Origin of the sequence: Polynucleobacter sp. CS-Odin-A6, from assembly GCF_018882095.1 — a bacterium.
GTDB lineage: Bacteria > Pseudomonadota > Gammaproteobacteria > Burkholderiales > Burkholderiaceae > Polynucleobacter.
Genome location: NZ_JACVPD010000001.1, coordinates 762,091 through 778,283, shown reverse-complemented (window position 1 = coordinate 778,283; position 16,193 = coordinate 762,091). Strand labels below are relative to the sequence as shown.

Sequence of the window (16,193 nt, the reverse complement as noted above, 5' to 3'; positions counted from 1 at the left end):
GCTTCCTCAGTCTTAAGCGTGAGCAATCACAGGTTTAATTTTTTCCCCTTTGGCGCGAGCTTCCAGCACGGACATAATGGCGTCCACGATAGAGTGATAGCCCGTGCAGCGACAATAATTCCCGGAAATCCATTCGCGCACTTCTTTGCGAGTTGCTTTAGGCTGTTTTTCAATTAATTCAGCAGCGGCAAGCAGCATCCCAGAGGAACAAAAGCCGCACTGCATTGCGTTATGGCGCATAAAGGACTCTTGCAAATCTCCCAATGCACCACTTTTGGTTAAACCTTCAATCGTTTCCACTACACGTCCATCGGCTTGAACAGCTAAGTACAAACAGCCCCGAATAATTTGGCCATCAACTTTGACAGTGCAAGCACCGCAAGCACCCTGCTCACAACCTAAATGCGGGCCTTTCAAATGAAGGTCTTCTCGTAAAAAGTCTACTAAATGGCGACGCGGCTCTATCTCTGCATTCACTAGCAAACCGTTTACGGTCATCGTAATTTTTTTCTTTAAGCTCATTGCACTCTCCGAACTCGATTTTTCTTTTAATGAATTGATCTGTTGATTGATCTATTAAACAATTAAATGCTTTAAGCCACGCTCTAACAAAACACCAATGAGATGCTGTTTAGTTTCTACGCTGTTAGTAATGTCTGCAATGACTTCAAGCTCTTCTCTTGCAGCAGCTACTGCACTGGCAATCACTTCATCGGTCAGCGGCTTACCGTCGACCAATGCCTGCGCCTTGAGGGCCATCATGGGCGTGGCGCCAACTGAAAAGAAAGTAAAAACACAATTGCTCAATATGCTTCCTTGCTTTTGAGCAACCATTGCCACTCCGGCAACAGCGTAATCTCCATGACGACGTGCTAATTCATGGAAATAAAAGACTTGATTGTGATTGGCGATCGGTATTTCTGTAGCGACTAGGATTTCGTTAGGCTCTAGTGAGGTGGTGTAGAGATCAATAAAAAAATCTTCTGCTGAAATGCGGCGCTCACCATCTGGTCCTGCAATCAACATGGTTGCATTCAGAGTTAAGCTACACGCAGGCCACTCAGCAGCTGGGTCACCATAAGCTAATGAACCGCCCCAGGTACCGAGATTTCGAATAGCTCTGTGGGCGATATGGGGTGCTGCAGCCTTCAGAAGCGGTGCATGTTGTGCAATCAATTTGGAGTCTTCAATCTCCGTATGGGTGACTAAGGCTCCGATCCGCAATTGTTCGCCGATAACGGCAATGCCCTTGAGCTCATCTAAGTTAGTAATGTCAATCAGCATACTAGGCTCAGAAAGGCGAAGATTAAGCGTGGCCAACAGCGTCTGGCCGCCTGCGATCAATTGCGCATCTTCGCCAGCCTCAGTGAGCAAAGCAAGCGCTTCACTGAGGACCTGCGGTTTTGCATAATCAAATGCTGCTGATTTCATTGAGCCTCCTCCACTACTTTTAAATTAATCTCGCCAGACTTTATTCAGCCTATGCGTCTGACTCCAAAGGTGTTGCTTCACCACCTAATTCTTTTGCAAATCGCTGAAAAAAATCATCTGCAATCTTTTTAGCAGAAGCGCTAATTAAACGCCCACCAATTTGCCCCAACTTACCTCCAATGGAAGCTTCGGTTGTATACGAAACCAAAGTTCCACCTTCAGCAGCCTTTAATTCAACTCTTGAGCGGCCTTTTGCAAATCCCGCCGCGCCACCTGAACCCTCAAATGCCATTGAACAGGAGTGATCTGGGATGACATCACTCAAGAATAGTTTTCCTGCAAATCTGGCCCTGACGGGACCGATCTTAAACATGACTTTGGCGTGAATCTCCTCCGGGGAGACGCGGCTAATTTCTTCGCATCCTGGAATAGACTTGGCGAGGACATCAATATCATTCAAACCCTTCCATACATCAGGGATTGGAGCGGCAATCAACTGCTCGCCATTTAGTTCCATTGCATCTCCTTGGGGTTTATACGAATAGAGTCTTAACTATCAATTGTTCAACAATGTACCATTATTTAACTTTTGGTCAATAAGGCCAAATTCGGATAAACCCTGAAGAATATGAGTTTTTCTCAAGACCCCGCCTTTATAAATAATGCCGTGACAGATGTGGCTGTAATTGCGTCGCCTACTCGTCGTCGAATGAGTACAACAGATCGCAAGCGTCAAATACTAGATCGTGCGATTCAGTATTTCGCTAAGCATGGGATTGATGGGCAACTCAGAAATCTTACAAAGGGTCTGGGTGTCACGCATACCCTGCTTTATCACTACTTCCCTACTAAAGACGCTTTAATCAAGGCAGTCTATGAAAATGTGTTTGAGTCACGTTGGAAGCCTGAATGGGAAGATCTTCTTGACGATAAAGATTTATCTCCCGAAGAAAAGCTCAATGCTTTTTATGTCGACTATTCGAATACGGTTCTCACCTATGACTTTGTGCGCATTCTGATTTTCTCTGGCCTGAGCGATCATTCCATTAGCGACCGATTCTTCCAGTTGTTACGTGATCGTTTATTGCCTCGCCTCATTCGTGAAACCCGTAAATATTGTGGTCGCAGCTCACGCAGCAAACCTTCTCAGCGTGAGTTAGAGTTTTTAATGGGCCTGCATGGTGGTATTTTTTATATCGGAATGCGCCGCTGGATCTATGGTCAGGCTATTTATGACTCTGGCAATCCCAATACTGAGCAAGAAATTATTCAGGATCGGATTCGCTCCTACCTGATTTCAGCAAATACTTTATTTACTACTGGTAAACAATAATATGACGAACCTAAGCCTAAATCATTTCTCTATCCGCAGTTTAGAGATTGAAAAAACCACTAAGTTCTATACCGAAATATTCGGTCTGACCGTTGGTCCCCGCCCTGACTTTCCCTTCCCCGGAGTCTGGCTATATAACGGCGATGACAGCGATTGGGCCAACGCAGTCTTGCATTTAATTGCGATTGATAAGAATGATCCTAATGGCCTCAAACAATACCTTGGTGAACGGGATCCCGCCTCACTCTATGGCTCCGGAGGAGTTGATCACATTGCCTTCTTTGCTAAAGGCTTGGAAGCCAAAATTGCTCTACTGGAAAAGTTAGGTGTGCCTTGTAGACAGCGCACTGTACCCGCGATCAAATTACATCAAATCTTTGTAGATGATCCTAATGGGATCGTGATTGAGCTAAATTACCCTGCTGAAGAAAAAGAAGCGCTAGATGCTAAGGCTGCATAAATAACGATGGCTAAAATCATCGTCGTCGGCGGATCACTTGGAGGCTTATTTGCAGCCAATATATTGTTGCGCCAAGGACACGACGTCACTCTACTAGAAAAGACGCTGGGCTCACTAGATGGCCGCGGTGCTGGGATAGTGACTCATGATGCCCTTGCGGATGCCTTGCGTGCAGCTGGTATTACCGTTGATGACAGCCTCGGGGTTTGTGTATCTAAACGCATCACTCTCGGCGTTGATGGTGAAAGCTTAGGTGAAATGCCACTCTCACAAACCTTAACCTCGTGGAGCAGGCTGTACCACCTTCTCAAAGAGCATTTTCCGAGCGAGCGTTATTTGCAGGGTAAGAATGTAAAGACCGTTACTCAAGATGCTCATAGCGTTCAGGTTAAGTGTGAAGACGGAAGCTCTTATCAAGCTGAACTGTTGATAGCATCCGATGGCATACGCTCTGTAGTACGAGCCCAAGTGGCGCCACAGATTCAGCCGGAGTACGCTGGATACATTGCGTGGCGTGGTGTTTGTGATGAGAGTCATTTATCCAATTACACCCTAGAAACGCTCTTTAATTATTTTGGATTCTGCCTGCCGAATGGCGAACAGATGCTAGGTTACCCAGTTGCAGGGTCTGGTAACGATACTAGACCAGGAAAGCGCCGCTACAACTTTGTTTGGTACCGCCCTGCATCTGAACATGAGGAGCTCATCAAACTCTTAACGGATGCGGATGGTCACTATTATCCGACTGGCATTCCTCCGCTGAAAGTGTCATGGAAACACATCGCGGAAATGCGGAAAGTCGCTCATCAAATTCTGGCACCTCAATATGCAGAAATTCTAGAGAAGACAGCATCCCCATTCTTGCAGACTATTTATGATGTGCGGTCAGAACAAATTGTCTTTGGCAGAATTGCTTTAATGGGTGATGCAGCCTTTGTTGGTCGGCCGCACGTCGGTATGGGCGTTACTAAAGCCGGAGATGAAGCTATGGCTATTGCGCATCACATAGCTCAATTAGGTGCAACCCCTGCTGCTCTAGAAGCCTATAGTCAAGAACGGCTTACACTGGGGCAGCAGGTCGTTGCCAGAGCCCAATATTTAGGACGTTATATGCAATCGCAAGGTAGTAAAGGCACAAGGGATGGCAATAGTTTGCGCAGAAATGCAGATACCGTAATGGCAGAAACTGCTGTAGATATCAGCAGCTTATTGGCAGCAGGAAAAGCAGTTCCAGAGTCGTATTAATGAAGCCCAGATGTAGAGTTCAGTATCACCAGAAACATTCAGCTAAGATTGACGAAATAACACGGTATTTTATTAATAAACTGTTTTAAATGGAGGAGACAGCCATGAAACAAAAAGTAACGAATCAAACGAGAAGAAAGATGTTGATTGGTGGAGCTGCAGCAGCAAGCACCCCGCTTTGGATGAATGTAGCAAGTGCCCAAGCTGAGACGATTAAGATTGGCTTTCCGACACCATTAACAGGCCCCTTCTCTGCAGAAGCGCAGGATCAAGTAAAAGCAGCTGAGTTGGCCATCAAAGAATTCAACGACGCCGGTGGCTTCAATGGTCGCAAAGCAGAGCTCTTAGTGCGTGATGACAAACTGAATCCAGGTGAAGCTGCAACCAGAACCCTTGAATTGATTGAAAAAGATAAAGTCAATTATGTAGTGGGTTCACTTTCCGCTGCAACTCAACTGTCTATTAATGCCGTTTGTAAGGAACGTAAGGTTCTCTTCAATTCGATTAGTCAGTCTGATGCAATTAATGAAGCGAAGGATTGGAGTGTGTACACATTCCACGAAGCGCTCAATCCAACCATGACAGCTGGAGCAGTTGCCCGCTACTCCATCCCCCGCTTTGGTAAGAGGATTGTCTTTTTAACTGCAGACTATGCCTATGGTCACGAGATGGTACGTGCATTTGAGCGTGCCGGCAAAGAAATGGGTGCAACGACATTAGCAGATATCCGTCATCCACTCGGCACCTCGGACTACTCTGCATTCTTGCCACGGATTAAAGCCTTAAATCCTGACATCTTAGTGCTCTGTAATTTTGGTCGCGACCTGGTAAACGCCGCTAAACAATGTACGGACTTTGGCTTAAAGTCCAGTATGAAGATTGTGACTCCAGTTCTCCTTTACACAGCACGCTTAGCTGGTGGACCAGAAGCATTCGAAGGAATCCTCGGTGGCACTTCCTACTATTGGGGCCTTGAAGATCGCATCCCCACAGCAAAAGCATTTAATGATGCTTTCCGCAAAATGTATAACGGTTCAGTCCCATCTGACTATGGTGCCTTAGGTTATGCCGGCGTGAAAACAGTTCTTACCGCCGTTAAGACTGCCAAATCTACCGACACAATGAAGGTGGTCAATGCATTAGAGAATATGAAGTTCGACTTTTACAAAGGCCCCGAGTATTACCGTAAGTGTGACCATCAAGCTGTTCAAACGGTCATTATTGTTGAGTCCAAATCAAAGAATATGAAAGACAAGTACGACGTCTTTAATATTCTGACTATCGAACCGACTACCGAGAAGAATATGCGGAGTTGCGCAGAGCTAGGCCATAAGGCTTAAGACTCACCTATCAGGGTAGATCATGTGATTTACCCTGAACCTCTCCCCCGAGGCCAAAAGCTCAAGGGGAGTTTTTCTGAGTACCTATATGACCGGCCTTACATTTGAACTTCTCTGCATGCAGTTACTCACGGGAATTGCCCTGGGTAGCATTTATGCACTTCTCGCATTAGGCTTATGCCTGATTTTTGGCATGCTCAATGTGGTGAACTTTGCGCACGGCGCATTTTTCATGGTGGGCGCATTCATGGGCGTCTACTTTTTAGGCGTCACTGGTAACTTCTGGTTTAGCTTAATTCTGACTCCTATTGTTACCGGGGGACTGGGACTGCTGACTGAGCGCTTCCTAGTTCGCCCTCTCTATGGAAGAGGTCTCGACTATCCGCTACTCCTCACTTTCGGCTTATCTTACGTGTTGATCGAAGCAATGCGCGTCACCTTCGGAATCGAGGGACTTCCTTCTGTTACCCCGGATGGGCTCAAAGGATCTCTTGATGTTGGCTTTGGCTTCTTTCCAAAATATCGCCTCTTTTTAATTGCCGCTACAGCGCTCATTATTTTTGCAGTCTGGTTCTTCATTCAAAAGACGCGGTATGGTCTCATCATTAAGGCAGGCGCTGTTGATCAAGATATTGTCAAAGTACTTGGCGTAGATATTGCCAAGGTATGGCTGATGGTCTTTGGTCTTGGCTGTGCGATTGCCGGTCTCTCCGGAATACTCGCCTCACCTACCCGCTCCGTTAATCCTGAGATGGGTATCCCCATCTTGGCCGAGTCATTTGTTGTGACAGTCGTCGGTGGCATGGGCTCCCCCTTAGGTGCAGTTCTTGCCGGCCTTCTGGTTGGCGTGGTCTACAGCATGACATCTCTCTTCTTCCCAGACCTATCAGAACTTTCCATTTTTATTTTGATGGCGGTAGTGCTCTTAATTCGACCGCAAGGCTTGTTTGGTAAAGCGGGGGCGATGGGTTAAGCCCGTATATTTATGAAATCATTTTTCCAACTGATCGCACGTCATCGCGTTCTGGTTAGCGCACTCTTCTTGATGTTATTTCCGTTCATCATGCCTTACGAGGCACTCGCTATCAACATCTTGATCTTTGGCTTGTTTGCCATGGGCTTTAACCTTTTATTTGGCTATATGGGGCTGCTTTCTTTCGGCCATGCCGCCTTCCTCGGTATCGGCAGCTATCTCACTGGAATTGGAATTGTCCACTACTCGATGCCCTGGGGCGCTGCCATTCTTATCGGTGTGATTGGTGCAGCTATCGGTGGCTTACTCATGGGTTTCTTGGCGATTCGAACGCGAGGCATCTACTTCTCCATGGTGACTCTGGCATTAGGTCAAATTGTTTTCTATATTTTTTATAAAGCAGAAAGCTTGACTGGTGGCGAGAATGGCTTAAGGGGTGTCCGTGTTGACTCATTTAATATCTTGGGAATTCCGGTAGATTTTCTGAATCCACTAGTGAAGTACTACATCATTCTCTTCTTTGTCGTTATTGCCATTTGGCTGATCTCGCGCATTCTCAAATCACCACTGGGTGCGGTAATGGAAGCGATTCGTGAAAATGAAAAACGCGCTGCTTCTTGTGGATTTGATGTCACTCGCACAAAGCTGCTGGTATTTGTGTTATCAGCAGCAATCTGTGGCTTAGCAGGATCCTTACGTGCCCTCCACCTTTCCATTGTGCCAATTGACTCCCTACACTACCTACAGTCAGGACAGGCAATCATGATGAGTATCTTGGGTGGTATGGGAACTTTCTTTGGCCCATTTGTTGGCGCCGCAGTGATGCTGTATCTGGAAGACGTGGTTACCACCTTTACTAAACACTGGATGGCTGTCATTGGGTTCGTCTTTATGTTCTTTGTCTTGTTCTTCCCGAAGGGAATTTGGGGAACCATCTTAAGCAAGCTCAATTTGAACCTGGATTCAAAATCATGAGTAGCCCAAATCAAACCCCCATCCTTGAGGCTCGCAATGTCAGCAAGAGTTTTGGGAAATTCAAGGCTTTGCAGGATGTCTCTACCACCTTTATGCCTGGCTCCCTAACAGCCATCATTGGTCCGAATGGTGCAGGCAAAAGCACTTTCTTTAACGTTCTCAGTGGAGCATTCCCACCATCAAGCGGTCAAATTTTATTTAATGGCAAAGACATTACCGGCATGCAGCAATATGAATTTGCCCGCATTGGCATCTCCAAAAGCTTTCAGATTACGAATGTATTTAAGCAGCTGACTGTTCATGAGAATGTTCGCGTAGCAGCCCAAATGGAAACTGCTCGGTATAACTTTTTACGAAATGCACAAAGCTATGCGGAACCCATTGAGCTTGCAGACCAACTCTTACGTCGCGTTAACTTAGAGCATCTGCGTAATAAGAAAAGTGGCGACCTGGCGCACGGACAACAACGGGCTCTCGAAATTGCAATGGCCCTCGCCTGCAATCCCAGCCTACTCTTATTAGATGAGCCAACCGCCGGAATGTCTCCCGAGGAAACGCTGGTCATGATGGACCTCATCCGTACGCTAGCCAATGAAAGAACCGTGATTTTGGTTGAGCATAAGATGAAACTCATTATGGGTTTATGCAAGCGCATCATTGTGCTTCATCATGGCGAGTTTTTGGCTGAAGGTACTCCAGAAGAAATTCAGAATAATGCGGAGGTACGTCGGGTGTACCTAGGTCAAGGTTAATGAAGGTGTATATATGTTGCGCGTAGAAAAGTTAAATGCCTGGTACGACCGTAGTCATATTCTTCAAGGCGTCTCCCTCGAAGTAAACAAAGGGGAGATTGTTACTTTAATGGGTAGAAATGGCGCCGGTAAAACCACTACCTTGCGCTCCTTAATGGGACTACTTTCTAAAAGGGAGGGGAAAGCCTCAATTGATGGCACTTCATTCTTAGATCTTGCCGCTCATGAGCGCTATCACCTTGGCCTAGCATACGTACCGGAAGATCGTCGCATTGTTCCAGGCCTGACTGTCAAAGAAAATTTAGAGTTGGGCGTGATTGCTAAGAAAAATCGTGGTGATATGAGTGCCCTGGTTGATGAAATCGCCGAAACCTTTCCGCGGTTAAAAGAAAGATTGCATCAGGATGGCACATCCATGTCTGGTGGCGAGCAGCAGATGCTGGCAATTGCAAGGGCGATGATTGGCAAACCTAAAGTTATCCTGCTAGATGAACCTTCAGAGGGCATCATGCCGGTCTTGGTGGACGAAATGTTTGAATTATTTGCCAAGCTCAAAGAACAGGGATTAACTATTCTTTTGGTTGAACAAAACGTACAGCAGGCACTGAAAATATCTGACCGTGCCTATATTCTCGATCAAGGGGAAATTGTATTTCATGATACCGCCCAGAATTTGTTAAACAATGAAGAGATTCAGCAGAAGTATTGCGCTGTTTAAAATGCGTTGCTTGAACTAATTGAGGCCGTATTAGATGATCTTAAGCCAATGGCCTAATTGGTGCCAAAAACTATCTGGCACCAGTGTTAGTAGCCAAGTTATTGTCAGATAACGCAACAGCTTACCGACTGCCATATAGGCCATGCAAGGAAGCCAAGGCAATCTGAGCCAACCGGCCGCCAAGCATAAGGGATCACCGAAGCCAGGAAGCCAAGCTAGCAACAACATCTTCGGCCCACGCTCCTCCAACCAGCGCTGCATTCTGCCATTGGTTGGACCTTTGAGAGACTCGAAGCTATTGCGACTCACTAATCCTAACCACCAATCAAACATGCCGCCTAATGTATTACCGATCGTAGCAATACCAATCGCAACCCAATATAAGTGCGGGTTCAGTGAGACGTATCCAAACAGTATCGGCTCTGAACCTATGGGCAGCAAAGTTGCAGAGACAAACGCGCTGATAAATACGGCAGGCAAACCAACCGATGGCATCTCAAAGAAGTCAAAGAGTTGGGTAAGTGTGTGCTCCATCCCCTTAGTATGCTCCATCCCCCTGTAAAGCCTAATGGCTATGGTTATAAGCACCACCTGTTACTAGTTGACCGCAATTCTGAAATCTTGCTTAAACTATAGGTCTTCCGATCTTCGCTCACCCTTTTCACTCCTATTTCTAACTCTCATACAGATGAATCACCCTATCCCCAAGCCAGACCAATATCAAGACATGCGCGAAGCCTTGCGCGACCTTTGCGGCAGTTTTGATTCCGCTTACTGGCAAAAAGTAGACCATGAGCGAGCTTATCCCGAAGCCTTCGTTGATACGATGGCACAAGCGGGTTGGCTAGCCGCCTTAATTCCAGAAGAATATGGTGGCTCAGGTTTAGGGCTGGCAGAGGCCTCTGTGATCATGGAAGAGATTAACTTTGCAGGCGGTAATGCAGGCTCATGTCATGGTCAGATGTACAACATGGGTACTTTGCTGCGCCATGGCTCTGATGCTCAAAAACAGTTTTATCTCCCGAAGATTGCCACTGGCGAATTACGCTTACAGTCGATGGCGGTCACTGAACCCAGTACCGGCACAGACACCACTAAACTCAAAACTACCGCCGTTAAAAAGGGTGATAAGTACATCATCAATGGTCAGAAGGTATGGATCTCTCGCATTCAACATTCTGATTTGATGATTCTGCTGGCCCGCACCACTCCGCTCGCAGAAGTGAAGAAAAAATCAGAAGGCATGTCCATTTTTATCGTGAATTTAAAAGATGCCTTAGGTAAGGGTATGGATATCCAACCCATTGCTAATATGGTGAATCACGAGACCAATGAAGTCTTCTTTGATAACTTAGAGATCCCCGCTGAAAATTTGATTGGAGAAGAAGGTCAGGGATTCAAATATATCCTGGATGGCCTCAATGCAGAGCGCACTTTGATCGCTGCAGAATGTATTGGTGATGCCTATTGGTTTGTAGATAAGGCACGGCGTTATGCCAATGAACGCGTAGTATTTGATCGTCCAATCGGAAAAAATCAGGGCATTCAGTTTCCGATTGCAGATTCTTACATTGAAACTGAAGCGGCTAATCTGATGCGCTTTAAAGCCTGCGAACTCTTTGATGCCAAACAGCCTTGTGGCGCAGAATCTAATATGGCGAAATACCTTGCTGCAAAGGCCTCTTGGGAGGCGGCTAACGTTTGCTTACAGACTCATGGTGGGTTTGGTTTTGCGAACGAATACGATGTCGAGCGTAAGTTCCGAGAAACCCGCCTCTATCAAGTAGCGCCTATTTCTACTAACTTGATTTATTCCTATGTAGCCGAGCATATTCTCGGTCTCCCACGCTCCTTTTAACAGGCGTAGATATGAGTATGAATATTCGCCCCTTAGATGGCATTACAGTAGTTGCACTTGAGCATGTGATCGCTGCGCCCTTCTGCACTCGTCAGCTCGCTGACCTAGGGGCTCGAATCATTAAGATCGAGCGTCCTGGAGAAGGCGATTTTGCCCGAGGATATGACACTCAGGTAGAGGGACTTTCTTCGCACTTTGTTTGGGTGAATCGCTCAAAAGAAAGTCTCACGCTTGATCTCAAGCAAGCCGCTGCTTTATCTATACTCAAGAATTTACTCAAAACGGCTGATGTCTTTATACAGAATCTGGCTCCTGGTGCAGTTGCTCGAATGGGACTGACAGCGGAAGCGTTGCAAAAGGATAATCCACGACTCATTCTTTGCTCTATCTCTGGTTACGGTAGTGATGGTCCCTATCGCGATAAAAAAGCCTATGACCTTTTGATTCAGAGCGAAGCGGGTTTCTTATCCATTACCGGTACACCTGAGACACCTAGCAAGGCTGGCAACTCCATAGCTGATATTGCCGCAGGAATGTACGCCTATACCAATATTTTGGCTGCCCTATTGCAAAGAGGAAAGACTGGTAAGGGTACGGTCATCGATATTTCGATGCTCGAAGCCTTAAGTGAATGGATGAGTTTTCCAATGTATTACGCCTACAAAGGGGCTAACCCACCGCCTAGGAATGGCGCATCTCATGCCACTATTTATCCCTATGGTCCATTTAAGGCGGGTGACGGTAAAACAGTCATGCTTGGTCTGCAAAATGAACGTGAGTGGGTCCAGTTTTGCGAAATTGTTTTAGAAAATCCTGCACTTGCTCAGGATGAACTCTTTGATAGAAACTTCAAGCGCAATGAAAAGCGCGCTGAACTACTTCAAATCATTGATGCCTGCTTTAGCCAGCTGACAGCTGAACAATTAATTGCACGATTGGAAAAAGCCCAGATTGCCAATGCACATCTGAATGATATGGAAGGTCTTTGGAAGCACGAACAACTCAAAGCGCGTAAGCGCTTCACGGAAGTAGGCTCACCTCAAGGCACCATCGCAGCGATGTTACCCCCTGGACTGAATGATACTTACGACTATCGCATGGATCCGGTCCCCGCAGTTGGAGAGCACACTCATGCCATTCTGTCGGAAATGGGCATCTCCTCCGACGAAATTGAGGCGCTAAGAGCCCAAGGGGCAATTTAAAGTAGCGGTGATGTGAGATGTGCGGCGTTCTCAAGATAGCGCTGCCAGCTTGGTCGCCTTGCCCAGACCGCAGGATCCACGTAATCGGATTGCTCTAAATAAGACTGCACTAACTTCTCTAGATTGGCACAGAAGTTCCTATCATAGACAAGCAAGCTGATTTCAAAGTTCAGACGGAAACTACGTTGATCAAAGTTGACCGAACCAAAGATAGCAATGCGCTGATCAATTAACAAACTCTTCGTATGTAAAAGGCCGCCCTTAAACTCAGCGATCTTGACGCCAGATGTCATTAAATCTTGATAAAAGCTTTTGCTACTCCAAGCTACCAAGGTAGAGTCGTTTAGCTTTGGCACAATCAATGTCACATTGACACCGCGCCTTGCAGAAGCCATTAGCGCTTGGAGCATGCCATCATCAGGTCCAAAATAAGGCGTTGTAATAGTGAGCTCCTCACGCGCATCAATGATGGCTGAGAGCATGACTTGACACAAAATTTCGTCACGATACACCGGTCCTGAAGCAAGCTCTTGAGCAATCGCTCCACCCTGCCTTGGCGAAGCTGGAGGTGATCGATCATTGAAATGGGTAATGTTAAGATTGTCGACACTCCAATCAAAAGAAAATGTCAGCTCGAACTGCGCTGCTACTGGGCCCTCAATACGCACCATTGCATCAACCCATTCGCCCACTCGGGAATCGTGCTTAAACGTACGTGGGTCAACTAGATTCATGCTACCAGTCCATACAACAGAGCCATCTATGATAAATATTTTTCGATGAAGCCGAATATCTGCACGGCGAAACTGAAAACGTCCGATCTGAATTGGTAGTGCTTCGGTAACCTGAATTCCGGCATTTCTGAAGCGGTTTGGCCAACTAGATTTAAACCAGTCCTTGCTGCCTAATGAGTCCAATAAAACCTGACAGGCCACCCCGCGCTTAGAGGCAGCAATCACTGCTTCACCAACGCGATCAGCATCCCCACCTAGAGCCCAGATATAGAACTCTAGATGCAGGCTTTCTTTAGCCTGATTAATCTCATCGATGAATTGCTGAAGAATTGTCAGGGAATTGGTGTGAAGCTCAATCTTGTTTCCAGCAACCACAGGAGTGCCATTTTTTGATTCCGCCAAAATACTCAAAGCCCGTGCCTCAAGCGGTAGCTTTGCCCTATCACCCGCATACTCTTTACACATTTGCTCTGTAATTTGAGTGTACTCACGATTCATGCGTTTAATCTTACGTGTCAATGTTCGCCCTACAGGACGCTCACCAATCAATACATACAGGCTAATTCCCATTACCGGGAAAGTCATCACAATAAAGATCCAAGCAAATGCAACCCCTACTGGTCTTCTCACAGAAATAATGACAGCAATAAAATAAGTAACTAAGAAAAAATGGACTAAGAGTAGCCAATTTAAATTTAACTCAAAAGCATTTTTCAAAAACAGGTCAAATAAATCGCTCATTCAATTTCCAATTCAGCAGTAATACCTAAGTGATCAGATAATTTCAACCATTCATGCAGAATAACTGCAGAATGAATTTTCAATCCCCGCACATAAATTCGATCCATTGGGAGCATCGGCTTCATGCTGGGAAAAGTTTTTGCAGGGGCTCCAGTAAGCACTTCAAAGACTTCGTTAAACCCGGCAGTGCGCATTGGTGCACTCACACGATTGCGCCAATCGTTAAAGTCTCCAGCAACAATGGTGGGGCCACCCTCTGCCAATGAATCAATGTAATGAATAATTTCACTTAATTGACGCTCTCGGCCTCTTTCAAACAATGCCAGATGGACACAAAAGCAATGAATCGGTGTTGCCACACCCTCGAGCTGAGTAACGCTATGTAGTAATCCACGCCTTTCAAATCGGTAGGCTGAGATATCGTAATTTTTGCCCTTGTGTAAGGGTCTCTTTGAGAGAATGGCATTGCCATGATGGCCATCTGGATATTCGACATTTTTTCCGTAATGCCAATCATGCCAAAAATCTTCAGACAAGAAATGGGTCAACTCAGTTAACGGCCATTGACCAAATCGTCTAATTCTGCCTCGATGCTCTTGCTGAAGCTCTTGCAAGAAAAGTAAGTCCGGATGATGGCTGCGCATTTTTTGGCGTAATTCATGAATGGTAGATTTGCGATGCAAAGGGGAAACACCCTTGTGCATATTGATCGTCATTACGCTAAAGCGCCCCACTTTACTTTGCATCATGAAAACTGTCCTATTGCGCGTTGTCGACGCATACGAGCCTGGTAGATCTCACCCTCCACTAAATCCTGACATTGCATACATTTGTTGCAAATAGATGCTTGATCGCGCAACTCGTCAACAGACTCAATCAAATGACTGTCTAGGTATTCACGTAAATCGGTATCGAGGATCTCATTACAGAGGCAAATGACTTCAGCCATAGGTTGAGATAAGGTTAATTGTTTGCATTCATCCTATTTTGCCATCCCCTTGCTAGAATCGAGCTCATGTTTACAACCTTTCAGGATGCCTTTAGACTCCTCTCTCATTTAGATGCTGGAGTAATGGGCATTGTTTTAGTCTCTCTTCAAGTAAGCCTGACAGCACTCCTCTTTGGCACCCTCGTCGGCCTCCCGCTAGGCGCACTCCTAGCATCCGAAGAATTTAAGGGCAAAAAGACGATTATCGTTATCCTAAATACTCTCATGGGAGTACCAACCGTGATTGTGGGTGTCGTGGTCTACCTACTCCTCTCACGCACAGGGCCCTTAGGGGTGTGGGGGTGGCTCTTTACAACTAAAGGGATGATTCTGGCCCAAACCCTCCTCACAACCCCTTTAATTGCCGCCTTAAGTCGGCAGATCCTAGAAGACTCATGGAAAATTCATCGGGACTCGTTTAGAGCGCTACGTTTGCCCAAATTCTCGGCATTGAAATGGCTGATTTGGGATTGCCGTTTTTCCCTCACCATTGCTGTTCTTGCCGGATTAGCTAGGGCAATTTCAGAAGTAGGCGCAGTCATGATTGTCGGTGGCAATATTAACAACTCCACGCGTACTATGACTACTGCAATTGCCTTGGAAACCAGCAAAGGTGACCTACCCCTTGCCCTTGCTTTAGGACTTGTACTTTTAGGGATTGTGCTGCTGGCTAATCTATTTACCTTTGCCGTTCGGCAAATTGCGGAGCGGCGATATGGTTAATTTATCAGAGCCATTCAAGCAATTTGTCGAGCTCAAAGATGTCATCGTGAAAAGCAATGAACGCATCATCTTAAATATCCCCCATGCCATTATTCCTACTGATCGTATTTGTGCCTGCATTGGGCCAAATGGCGCCGGTAAAACTACCTTCTTGAAATTACTTGATGGCTTAATCAAGCCCCATTCTGGGAGCATCACCTATTCAAACGGTCCCATTCGATCTGCATTAGTCTTGCATCACACTCCAATGATTAAAGCATCAGCAAGAGTCAATATCTCTTTAGTAAGAGATGCAGATTCCTCAATTGATTCCTCTCAAATTGAAGCGGTGATGGAGCAAATTGGCTTAAGCCAGCTTGCGGATAGTCCCGCACATAAACTTTCGGCTGGTGAAAGACAAAAGCTCTGCTTGGGTCGTGCTATTTTGCAAAAACCAAATTTGGCCTTACTGGATGAGCCAACAGCCAATTTAGATCCGAACACCACTGATCAAGTCGAAGAAATTATTCGTCAATTCAAGCTACAAGGTTCGGATGTAATCTTTACCTCTCACCAACTGGCACAAGTGCAAAGACTGGCAGAGTACATCGTATTTATTGATCAGGGTGAAATCAAAGAAAAGGGCCCCGTAGGCCCTTTCTTTTCCAGCCCACAGACACAGGCAGCTAAAAGCTTTTTACACCAAGAGTTGTTGGCAGATTAATTACTTCACCGCTGGTG

19 protein-coding genes are annotated in these 16,193 nt (G+C 46.1%); 12 read left to right on the top strand and 7 right to left on the bottom strand.

The window, feature by feature from the left end:
- Positions 1-12 precede the first annotated feature (12 nt).
- The 3 genes from ICN15_RS03975 to ICN15_RS03965 are packed head-to-tail and all read right to left on the bottom strand — an operon-like array spanning position 13 to position 1,948.
- Positions 13-522, bottom strand: coding sequence for a (2Fe-2S)-binding protein (locus ICN15_RS03975; protein WP_216201337.1), 510 nt, complete (start codon positions 520-522; stop codon positions 13-15).
- Positions 523-576: 54 nt separating this feature from the next.
- Positions 577-1,431, bottom strand: a complete 855-nt coding sequence (locus ICN15_RS03970) for a xanthine dehydrogenase family protein subunit M (RefSeq protein WP_216201336.1) — start codon at positions 1,429-1,431, stop codon at positions 577-579.
- A 49-nt stretch (positions 1,432-1,480) separates the two neighbouring features.
- Positions 1,481-1,948 (bottom strand): CoxG family protein, encoded by a 468-nt coding sequence (locus ICN15_RS03965; RefSeq protein WP_216201335.1) that lies wholly within the window; start codon positions 1,946-1,948, stop codon positions 1,481-1,483.
- Positions 1,949-2,059: 111 nt separating this feature from the next.
- Here ICN15_RS03965 and ICN15_RS03960 point away from each other — a divergent pair, with 111 nt between their 5' ends.
- The 8 genes from ICN15_RS03960 to ICN15_RS03925 all read left to right on the top strand — a co-directional run bounded on the left by ICN15_RS03960 (position 2,060) and on the right by ICN15_RS03925 (position 9,227).
- On the top strand, positions 2,060-2,764 hold the full coding sequence (locus ICN15_RS03960) for a TetR/AcrR family transcriptional regulator (protein ID WP_216201334.1): 705 nt from the start codon (positions 2,060-2,062) through the stop codon (positions 2,762-2,764).
- Between the two features lies 1 nt (position 2,765).
- Entirely contained in the window at positions 2,766-3,224 is a 459-nt protein-coding gene (locus tag ICN15_RS03955) for a VOC family protein (RefSeq protein ID WP_216201333.1), read from the top strand.
- Between the two features lie 6 nt (positions 3,225-3,230).
- Positions 3,231-4,469 carry an FAD binding domain-containing protein gene (locus ICN15_RS03950; RefSeq protein ID WP_216201332.1) on the top strand — a complete coding sequence of 413 codons (1,239 nt, stop codon included), beginning with the start codon at positions 3,231-3,233 and terminating at the stop codon, positions 4,467-4,469.
- Between the two features lie 104 nt (positions 4,470-4,573).
- On the top strand, positions 4,574-5,809 hold the full coding sequence (locus tag ICN15_RS03945) for an ABC transporter substrate-binding protein (protein WP_255532852.1): 1,236 nt from the start codon (positions 4,574-4,576) through the stop codon (positions 5,807-5,809).
- A gap of 88 nt (positions 5,810-5,897) precedes the next feature.
- On the top strand, positions 5,898-6,782 hold the full coding sequence (locus ICN15_RS03940; RefSeq protein WP_216201331.1) for a branched-chain amino acid ABC transporter permease: 885 nt from the start codon (positions 5,898-5,900) through the stop codon (positions 6,780-6,782).
- 12 nt (positions 6,783-6,794) lie between these two features.
- Positions 6,795-7,757: a branched-chain amino acid ABC transporter permease gene (locus ICN15_RS03935; protein WP_216201330.1), complete on the top strand. Its 963-nt coding sequence runs from the start codon at positions 6,795-6,797 to the stop codon at positions 7,755-7,757.
- Positions 7,754-8,509 (top strand): ABC transporter ATP-binding protein, encoded by a 756-nt coding sequence (locus ICN15_RS03930; protein WP_216201329.1) that lies wholly within the window; start codon positions 7,754-7,756, stop codon positions 8,507-8,509. The genes ICN15_RS03935 and ICN15_RS03930 overlap by 4 nt, the downstream gene beginning before the upstream one ends.
- A gap of 13 nt (positions 8,510-8,522) precedes the next feature.
- Positions 8,523-9,227, top strand: coding sequence for an ABC transporter ATP-binding protein (locus ICN15_RS03925; protein WP_216201328.1), 705 nt, complete (start codon positions 8,523-8,525; stop codon positions 9,225-9,227).
- 30 nt (positions 9,228-9,257) lie between these two features.
- Here ICN15_RS03925 and ICN15_RS03920 read toward each other — a convergent pair whose 3' ends face one another.
- Entirely contained in the window at positions 9,258-9,761 is a 504-nt protein-coding gene (locus ICN15_RS03920) for a YqaA family protein (RefSeq protein WP_216201327.1), read from the bottom strand.
- Positions 9,762-9,915: 154 nt separating this feature from the next.
- Between ICN15_RS03920 and ICN15_RS03915 the strand changes: the two genes are divergently transcribed.
- Positions 9,916-11,085 carry an acyl-CoA dehydrogenase family protein gene (locus ICN15_RS03915; protein WP_216201326.1) on the top strand — a complete coding sequence of 390 codons (1,170 nt, stop codon included), beginning with the start codon at positions 9,916-9,918 and terminating at the stop codon, positions 11,083-11,085.
- Between the two features lie 11 nt (positions 11,086-11,096).
- On the top strand, positions 11,097-12,287 hold the full coding sequence (locus tag ICN15_RS03910) for a CaiB/BaiF CoA-transferase family protein (protein ID WP_216201325.1): 1,191 nt from the start codon (positions 11,097-11,099) through the stop codon (positions 12,285-12,287).
- Here the strand turns inward: ICN15_RS03910 and cls are convergent.
- From cls to ICN15_RS03895, 3 genes are read right to left on the bottom strand one after another with little or no spacing between them, the layout of a single operon-like run.
- The gene (gene cls / locus ICN15_RS03905) at positions 12,284-13,762 is read right to left on the bottom strand and encodes a cardiolipin synthase (protein WP_216201324.1); all 1,479 of its coding nucleotides are present in this window, start codon (positions 13,760-13,762) and stop codon (positions 12,284-12,286) included. The genes ICN15_RS03910 and cls overlap by 4 nt on opposite strands.
- Positions 13,759-14,511 carry an endonuclease/exonuclease/phosphatase family protein gene (locus tag ICN15_RS03900; RefSeq protein ID WP_216201323.1) on the bottom strand — a complete coding sequence of 251 codons (753 nt, stop codon included), beginning with the start codon at positions 14,509-14,511 and terminating at the stop codon, positions 13,759-13,761. Before ICN15_RS03900 ends, cls begins: the two co-directional genes overlap by 4 nt.
- On the bottom strand, positions 14,508-14,711 hold the full coding sequence (locus tag ICN15_RS03895; RefSeq protein WP_216201322.1) for a hypothetical protein: 204 nt from the start codon (positions 14,709-14,711) through the stop codon (positions 14,508-14,510). The genes ICN15_RS03900 and ICN15_RS03895 overlap by 4 nt, the downstream gene beginning before the upstream one ends.
- Positions 14,712-14,777: 66 nt before the next feature.
- Between ICN15_RS03895 and ICN15_RS03890 the strand changes: the two genes are divergently transcribed.
- Complete coding sequence (locus ICN15_RS03890) at positions 14,778-15,473, top strand: ABC transporter permease (RefSeq protein ID WP_216201321.1); 696 nt, start codon at positions 14,778-14,780, stop codon at positions 15,471-15,473.
- Positions 15,466-16,176: an ATP-binding cassette domain-containing protein gene (locus tag ICN15_RS03885; RefSeq protein WP_216201320.1), complete on the top strand. Its 711-nt coding sequence runs from the start codon at positions 15,466-15,468 to the stop codon at positions 16,174-16,176. The genes ICN15_RS03890 and ICN15_RS03885 overlap by 8 nt, the downstream gene beginning before the upstream one ends.
- The last annotated feature ends 17 nt before the right edge of the window (positions 16,177-16,193 follow it).